The sequence below is a fragment of the uncultured Methanofollis sp. genome, assembly GCF_937919355.1.
Taxonomy (GTDB): domain Archaea; phylum Halobacteriota; class Methanomicrobia; order Methanomicrobiales; family Methanofollaceae; genus Methanofollis.
This window is the reverse complement of the sequence record NZ_CALFSA010000087.1, coordinates 1-6656: the sequence shown is the minus strand read 5'-3', so window position 1 is coordinate 6656 and position 6656 is coordinate 1. Positions and strand designations below refer to the sequence as shown.

At 61.6% G+C, this 6656-nt stretch carries 7 protein-coding genes and 1 pseudogene; 3 read left to right on the top strand and 5 right to left on the bottom strand.

What is annotated here, in order from left to right; all coding sequences use genetic code 11:
• Positions 1–435, bottom strand: a pseudogene (locus tag Q0520_RS04000) (hypothetical protein); the annotation flags it as partial.
• A 104-nt stretch (positions 436–539) separates the two neighbouring features.
• On the opposite strand from Q0520_RS04000, the gene Q0520_RS03995 reads away from it, so the two are divergent.
• On the top strand, positions 540–887 hold the full coding sequence (locus Q0520_RS03995) for a hypothetical protein (protein WP_298666910.1): 348 nt from the start codon (positions 540–542) through the stop codon (positions 885–887).
• A gap of 3 nt (positions 888–890) precedes the next feature.
• On the opposite strand, the gene Q0520_RS03990 is transcribed toward Q0520_RS03995, so the two are convergent.
• Genes Q0520_RS03990 through Q0520_RS03980 form a run of 3 tightly spaced genes read right to left on the bottom strand, consistent with a single transcriptional unit; the run spans position 891 to position 2457 of the window.
• Positions 891–1322: a DUF61 family protein gene (locus tag Q0520_RS03990; protein ID WP_298666908.1), complete on the bottom strand. Its 432-nt coding sequence runs from the start codon at positions 1320–1322 to the stop codon at positions 891–893.
• A gap of 40 nt (positions 1323–1362) precedes the next feature.
• On the bottom strand, positions 1363–1887 hold the full coding sequence (locus Q0520_RS03985) for a YqhA family protein (protein WP_298666905.1): 525 nt from the start codon (positions 1885–1887) through the stop codon (positions 1363–1365).
• Between the two features lie 39 nt (positions 1888–1926).
• Complete coding sequence (locus tag Q0520_RS03980) at positions 1927–2457, bottom strand: LURP-one-related/scramblase family protein (protein ID WP_298666902.1); 531 nt, start codon at positions 2455–2457, stop codon at positions 1927–1929.
• A gap of 123 nt (positions 2458–2580) precedes the next feature.
• On the opposite strand from Q0520_RS03980, the gene Q0520_RS03975 reads away from it, so the two are divergent.
• Positions 2581–2799: a hypothetical protein gene (locus tag Q0520_RS03975; protein ID WP_298666900.1), complete on the top strand. Its 219-nt coding sequence runs from the start codon at positions 2581–2583 to the stop codon at positions 2797–2799.
• Between the two features lie 141 nt (positions 2800–2940).
• Positions 2941–3294 (top strand): DUF5518 domain-containing protein, encoded by a 354-nt coding sequence (locus Q0520_RS03970; protein WP_298666897.1) that lies wholly within the window; start codon positions 2941–2943, stop codon positions 3292–3294.
• A gap of 65 nt (positions 3295–3359) precedes the next feature.
• Here Q0520_RS03970 and Q0520_RS03965 read toward each other — a convergent pair.
• Positions 3360–6656 (bottom strand): PEGA domain-containing protein (locus Q0520_RS03965; RefSeq protein ID WP_298666894.1); only part of this gene is annotated, 3297 nt, incomplete at its 5' end.

Below are 6656 nucleotides of genomic sequence, written 5' to 3'. Positions count from 1 at the left end.
GACCTCTGCCGCGGAACTCATCTTCTCCAGGACGTCGGCGAAGAAGTCGACCAGGATGAGGCCGGCGATGAGGATGATCACAAAAGCCGCGATGTTCGGGAGGTAGGCGACGATGGCGGCCACGGTTCGCGAGAGGGTCTCGATCTGGAGGACACTCGCCGCCACCATGATCGCGATCAGGTAGACGGCCCACCGCACGAGCAGGTCGAAGAGGTGGACGATCATAAGGCCGCTCTTCTCGACCGCCGCACCGGGCCCCGTCTTCCTGAGGGCGTCGTCCACGCCGATCCGGTCCAGGAACGCCGACACGACCGACCCGAGCAGGCGCCCGATTACCCAGCCGATGAGCAGGATGATCACGGCGGCAGCAAGGTACGGCAGGAACGCGATGACGCTCCCGCCGACCTGGCCAATGGTGACGATAATATCAGGCATGATATATCGAACGTGGATTATAATATTGTTATATATACCTTCCTGCGGCGAAGGGAACGGCAGGGATAAATAGAGCAATGTCGATCAGAAAAAAAGGATGCACTATGCACAACCCCGCGTGCCTCCTGGCAGCCGCTTTTTTCCTCTTCCCGGCCCTGCTCGCCGTGCCAACCACGGCGGGCGAGGCTGTGCCGTCCTTCCCCCTCGTGAACCTCACGCCCTTCGGGAATGACAGCGCTGTCAACGCCACCCCGGCCGCGGACTACCGCCCCCCGGCGACGCCGCAGGACCTGGTGCGGGCCGAGGCCGACACCCGCGGCCACAGCGCCCGAGGCGAGATGGCGGCGGAGACGACCTACCTTTCCCTCACCGCCGAAGACATCACCGTCTTCCTCCTCTTTACCGGGCTGCTGGCAATTTTTGCCGCCTTCGTCTGGAGACTCGGGAGATAGGGGTCACCCGATCCCGATCTGGATCACGGTCGGATATTTCTTCATCATCGCGTAGACGATCGCGTTCGAGACCCAGAGACGTCCCTTATGGAACTCGCGCAGCGCCCCGAGTTCGCCGAGCGTCTGGAGGGCGAGGAGCGCCGTCCCGTCCCTGAGATAGAAACTGTCCTTCACCTCGGGCGAGAAGGAGAAGACGATCGGGAGCCAGAGGCGGTCGTGCATCTCCGCAGGGAGACGGTCCCCGAGGGTCCGGATCACCTCGCGGTCGAAGGCGTACTCCTTCCCCCCCTTCGTCGTCGACGACGGGTGTTCTTCGCCGAGGAGGCGGGCGAGGGTCTTTCTCTCGGCAACAAGGGCGTCGTTGATCCGCCCGGCCTCAATGCCCATCCACCGCCTGAGGACCGACTCGTCGTCGATGTTCGGCCGGTATGCCATCGCATCCCTGAGGGAGAGGGTGCGAGATATACCTTTGCAGTCACCTCTTGACCCACAGGTATCCCGATATCGCGAGAATTGACGCGCCGACAGCAAGCCCGAAGTCCAGGATAGGGGTTGAGGCGTCGCTCTTCCAGGTGACGGCCTGCCCCAGGACGAGCACGGCCAGGGCGATGACAACGACCCCGAGGAGTTTGGTCTCCAGGTCGTCGAGGTCGCGGACCTCCACCCAGCCGGGGAGAGGGGCCTTGGCGATGAAGAGTTCGTACAGGCCCAGGGAGATGATGTAGAAGACCGTGGCCACGAGGAATATGTCGATGATCTTGATGGAGACGGAGAGCAATGCCTCCAGTGCCGCGGGCTCGAAACTGAGGACGGTAAATGTCTCGACGACCGTCAGGATGGTGAGGATGAACCCGAAGACAAAGAGGCTGACCGAGACCAGGGCCGACCCGATCACGGCAAGGATGAAGAGCCAGCCGCTGGAGGACGCAAGCATCTGCATGACCATGCGAGACGAGCCTGCGCCCCCCAGATCGCCGTCAGGTTCATTTTTCGCGCTCATTCCCGTCCCGCCGGGGCCGCTCCCCTATCTCCTCTCCCTTCAGTCGTGCGCCATCTGGTCGACCGCGGCCGTGATCGCCAGGACGAGGGCGGCGTCGTGGCCGGGTGCGATCTCCACGCCGTAGGTGTCCCTGAGCCTGAACCATTTCTTCGAGACCTCGGCGACCCGGTCCCGCCCGGCGTCGATCCTGTACTCGTGGGCCAGGATGTTCCCCTGGATGCTCCAGTCCTCGCTGTCAGGGATCTGGACCGTCCACCTGTCCCGGAGAGGGGTGATCAGGGCCTTCTTGATCGTGGCCGCGGTGCCGCCCTCGGCCTTTTCGATCTCCATAGTGTCCCTGATGCGGAGCATCCTCTCCTGGATCTTATAGAGGTCTTTTCCCTCGCTGTCCTGGATCACGAGGGTGTTCCTGATGCGGAGCGCTTTTCCGTCCACTTTATAGGCCTTCTTCCCGGCCTCGTCCTCGATCCAGTAGTCGTCCCCGATGGAGATGAGTTTCTCCTTCATCTTATACCGCTGTGCGCCTTCTTCTCTGCCCATCTGGGCCGCTTCTGCCCGTCTTCTCAGCATGTACCTCGCCTCTTTCTCTCCCGGACCGTCATCATGCTGTGTCGGATGCCGGTCAGGTTACTCCGGTCAATACCATGAGATCAGTATTATAATTTTCTCCAAAATGAGGACATTCACCCGGCGATGGGACTCAGGCATTATTTTTCAGCGTCCCTGCACCGCGTCCCGCACGTCAGCCTCTCAGGGGAAGGGGCCGGTCATGCCCGCACACTCCCTCCTGCCGCCCCTGTCGAGGCCGATGGCCGGCCGTCGGCGGCGCGGGAGAAGAGGTGCGCCCCCCGTGTCACTGCAGGGTGCAGGAAGGCACCCGTCCACCCCGCCCACATTTATATAGGACCGTGAATATCTCTCCAGTGCCATGCATCCGGGAACGCAAGCACTTCCGTGCAGGCGCTGCTCCCTGTTGCTGCGATGCGCGTTCGAGGAACGCCGTCGATCCCACCGGGTCCTCCCGGATGCCGATGGTCAGGAGGACTATTGTCCATGAACGAATCAAATTCGCAGAAGTTCTGGATCGGCGTGATAGGCGGGCTGTTGGTGGCGCTTGTCATCAATTACCTCATCACCATCGGCGGTGCCTTCTTCGGAGGGATCGTGGCAGGCTGGATCGGGCGGGGGGGCAGAAAAGACGGCGTGAAGGCAGGCGTTCTTGTCGGCATCCTGAACGCGCTGGTGCTGGCGGTCGCCATCACCGTGTACGGCATGCAGGTTGCCCCGAGCGACATCAATGTCCTCAAGTTCCTCGGGTCGACGCTCTTCATCCTTGTCGCCCTCTTCCCCCTCCTCGGCCTCTTCGGGTATGTGGGAGGATACATCGGAGGTTCCCTGACGAAGTGACGGGCGTGCCGTGCCGGGGTCGCCGCCGCTGCGGAGGGACAGGCTCAAAAAAAAAGTTTTGTTTTTTATCTCCTCTTCCAGAGGACGACTGCGGCGATGATGATGATCGCCGCCGCCGCTCCGAGTATGAGTGTGGTTGGGAATGTCTGCGGTGTCTCCTTTGGCGGTGCTGCCGGAGTTTCGGTCACTGTCGGGGCGGGTTCTGTTGTCCCTGCCTGTTCTCCTGCTTCCGCTGTTTTAACGGCGACGGGTGCCGGTTCTCCTCCGATTGCAAAGAGGGAGAAGCCCGTGCTCTCTGCCGAGAAGTACCAGAAGGTTGCGTCTTCGTCCCTGACCCCGGTGGTGAGTGCCTGCCAGGCGCCGTCGTGGTAGCGGTAGAGCACGACGTCTGCCGGGTCGATGTTGTTCTGCTCCAGCCATGCCTTCGGGATGCTGAAGAGGATGAGGGCGCCCTCGATGGCGTCGTCGGTCGTGTGGTAGAGTGTCACTTCGTCGTATTCATAGACCACACTGGCCGGTGCCCCGACGCCGGAGGGCAGGCCGCTCCGCCCGATGGTGACAAGGAGTTGCTGGATGGTCTCGCCGACCGTCACCCTGATCTCGTAGATTGCAGAACCCCGGAATGCCAGGGTGCCGGTGCCGCCGGCCGGGATCTTTCCTGTCGAGTCGGCAGCGAGGTCAGAGTGCCCGCCGCCGGAACCTGATGGTGATGGCGTGGGTGTCGGGGTCGGGCCCGGCAGGGCTTCGAGGGCGAAGGCGACCTCTGTCGTCTCGTCCGGAGAGACCGTCACGGTCCGGTTTTCAGGCGTGACGTAGCCGTCAAGGGTGACTGTGACATTGTGCTCGCCCGGCAGGATGTCTTCAAGGATCGCGTCGGTCACCTTTCCGGTGTCCACGCCGTCGAGGACGATCCGCGCCCCAGCCGGTACGGACGAGACGTTGAGGAACCCGCACTCGCGTTCAAGTTCGAAGACGACCTCTGTCGTCTCATCTGCATAGACGTTCACCGTCTGGTTTTCAGGCGTGACGTACCCCGCGAGTTCGACTGTGACCTTGTGGTCACCCGTGGGGATGCCCTCCAGGGTCGCGTTGGTCGACCATTCAGTTTCCCCGCCGTCGAGGACGATCCGGGCCCCCTCCGGTACGGAGGAGACGTTGAGGATCCCGCACTCGCGTTCAAGTTTGAAGGTGACCTCTGTCGTCTTCCCTGCTTCGACCGTCACTGTATCATTAATCTGAGTCACGTAGTCTTTGAGGGTGACCGTGACATTGTGCGGTCCTGTCGGGATGTTGTCCAGAACTGCATTGGTCTGACCCCTGTCCACTCCGTCGAGGACGATCCGGGCCCCCTCCGGTACAGAGGAGACGTTGAGGATCCCGCACTCGCGCTCAAGTTCGAAGGTGACCTCTGTCGTCTGATCTGCATAGACCATCACGCTCTCGTTTGTCTGCGTGACGTGGTCTTTGAGGGTGACCGTGACATTGTGCGGTCCTGTCGGGATTTTGTCCAGAACTGCATTGGTCTCGCCCTTGTCCACTCCGTCGAGGAGTATCCGCGCCCCCACCGGGACGGACTTTACATCGATCTCCCCGCACTCGCGCTCAAGTTTGAAGGTGACCTCTGTCATCTGATCTGCATAGACCATCACGTTCTCGTTTGTCTGCGTGACGTGGTCTTTGAGGGTGACCGTGACATTGTGCGGTCCTGTCGGGATTTTGTCCAGAACTGCATTGGTCTCGCCCTTGTCCACTCCGTCGAGGAGTATCCGCGCCCCCACCGGGACGGACTTTACATCGATCTCCCCGCGCTCGCGCTCGAGTTCGAAGGTGACTTCTGTCTTCTTGTCTGCATAGACCATCACGCTCTCGTTTGTCTGCGTGACGTGGTCTTTGAGTGTGACCGTGACGTTGTGCGGTCCTGTCGAGATTTTGTCCAGAACTGCATTGGTCACGCCCTTGTCCACTCCGTCGAGGAGTATCCGCGCCCCCTCCGGTACGGACTTTACATCGATCTCCCCGCACTCGCGTTCAAGTTCGAAGGTGACCTCTGTCTTCTTGTCTGCATAGACCGTCACCGTCTGGTTCCCGCGGGTTTTGTAGCCCGCGAGGGTGACGGTGACATCGTGCTCGCCGATGGGGAGGTAGAGGGAGGTGTCTGTTGTGCGGGTGATGTTCACGCCGTCCAGGTGGACGTACGCCCCTGCGGGCGTCGAGGCGACCGTCACCGTCCCGCCGTACACCAGCGGGAGGGAGTCGGTGCCGAAAACTCCGCCACCGGTTTTGGTGATGGTCAGAGGTTCGTCGCAGATGCCGTCGAAGTCGGCGTCCGCACACCACTCCGAGATGTTCTGGGCGGGGTCACGCAGCCAGAGGTTGCCACCGAGGTACGGCCCGCCCGCGATGTTCGTCCCCGGCGTCCGGGATGTGTTCAGGACCGCAGAGGAGGAAGATGCACGGAGGTTGTTGGAGTTGTCGAAGCGGCAGTTGGTGATTGTGGCGCCAGTGCACCAGTTGATGTATACCCCTCCGCCGGTCTGTGCACTGTTCTCGGTGATAATGCAGTTGGTGATTTCGGCGCCAGTGCACCCGTTGATGCATGCCCCTCCGCCGGTCTGTGCACTGTTCTCGGTGATAATGCAGTTGGTGATTGTGGCGCCAGTGCACCAGTTGATGCATGCCCCTCCGCCGAAGAATTCCGCGGTGTTCTCGGCGAAGGTGCAGTTGGTGATTTCGGCGCCAGTGCCCCCGTTGATGTATGCCCCTCCACCGTCGTCGAATGCGGTGTTCTCGGTGAAGGTGCAGTTGGTGATTGTGGCGCCAGTGCACCAGTTGATGCATGCCCCTCCGCCGTCACTGTATTTTGCGGTGTTGCCGGTGAAGATGCAGTTGGTGATTTCAGCGCCAGTGCACCGCTCGATGTATGCCCCTCCGCCGCTGATCAGTGCGGTGTTGCCGGTGAAGGTGCAGTCTGCGATAGTGAGACGCTGGATGTGGTCTCCATCACTCCCGGCGGCGTTGATCCCGGCGCCGTTGCCCCGATTTGTGTTCCCGGAGATTTTGAGGTCGCGGAAGGTGGCGTTGTCCGCGGTGACGGTGAAGACCGGGGCGTCGTAGGACCATGGGCCGGTGATGACGGGTTGTGCGGGCGACCCGTCCCAGCGCGTGACCGTCACGTCAGGTGCGTCGATGACGATCCCGCCCTCGTAGACCCTGTCTTCCACGCCCCAGATGCGGATGGTGTCGCCATCGCCGATCTTATTCTGCGGGATAGCCTGAAGACTGGAGTAGTTGCCGCTCCCCTTGATCTTCGAGACATTCCAGACGTGGGGGTGAGTGATCCTGGCCGCTGCCATCATGAGGGG

Coding starts and splice junctions, on each gene's coding strand:
- Q0520_RS03980 (WP_298666902.1), bottom strand. CDS start 2,457: ATGCTGAGAAGACGGGCAGAAGCGGCCCAGATGGGCAGAGAAGAAGGC.
- Q0520_RS03995 (WP_298666910.1), top strand. CDS start 540: ATGCACAACCCCGCGTGCCTCCTGGCAGCCGCTTTTTTCCTCTTCCCG.
- Q0520_RS03985 (WP_298666905.1), bottom strand. CDS start 1,887: ATGAGCGCGAAAAATGAACCTGACGGCGATCTGGGGGGCGCAGGCTCG.
- Q0520_RS03975 (WP_298666900.1), top strand. CDS start 2,581: ATGGGACTCAGGCATTATTTTTCAGCGTCCCTGCACCGCGTCCCGCAC.
- Q0520_RS03990 (WP_298666908.1), bottom strand. CDS start 1,322: ATGGCATACCGGCCGAACATCGACGACGAGTCGGTCCTCAGGCGGTGG.
- Q0520_RS03970 (WP_298666897.1), top strand. CDS start 2,941: ATGAACGAATCAAATTCGCAGAAGTTCTGGATCGGCGTGATAGGCGGG.